This window comes from Microbulbifer mangrovi (assembly GCF_002009015.1).
Taxonomy (GTDB): Bacteria; Pseudomonadota; Gammaproteobacteria; order Pseudomonadales; family Cellvibrionaceae; genus Microbulbifer; species Microbulbifer mangrovi.
This window is the reverse complement of record NZ_LZDE01000043.1, coordinates 1-443: the sequence shown is the minus strand read 5'-3', so window position 1 is coordinate 443 and position 443 is coordinate 1. Positions and strand designations below refer to the sequence as shown.

General features: G+C 44.5%; 1 protein-coding gene. It reads left to right on the top strand.

The window, feature by feature from the left end; translation table 11 throughout:
• The coding region (locus tag B4U49_RS00185) for a WapI family immunity protein (RefSeq protein ID WP_204902944.1) at positions 1-425 on the top strand (425 nt) is incomplete at its 5' end.
• Between the last annotated feature and the right edge of the window lie 18 nt (positions 426-443).

The following is a 443-nucleotide window of genomic DNA, read 5'->3' as shown; positions in this document are numbered from 1 at the left end:
TCGCCCCTGCTGCGGGCGTTAAGTGTTGTATGGATATCAAGCTAAAAACTAACTGCGAAGATCCAAAGCTAGAGTTTATCAATATTGAGAAATACGGGGACCGCTCAGGTTTTGGGGCATTGGTGCACGTGATATCTAACGGTTTCGCTGCAAAAGTTTTTGTTACATTTGGCGAGAGTCCAATGGAGCAGTTCATTGAGCGGCTTAAAAGCTGTGATCAATCGTTATCTGGTAGCGCCGCTTTAGAACCTGAGTGGGATAACTGGTTTATAAAATTCCATGTTGTAGAGAATGGAAGTGTGGTAGTAAGTGGCATGCTCTATACGCCGGAGCAGGAGCTAAAATATGAATTTACTACCGACCAAACCTGTCTAGGTGAGTTTATTAAAGATCTTGAGTCATGGCAGACCTGCGTAATCACTTAACAAGGTGCGGCAGACCGA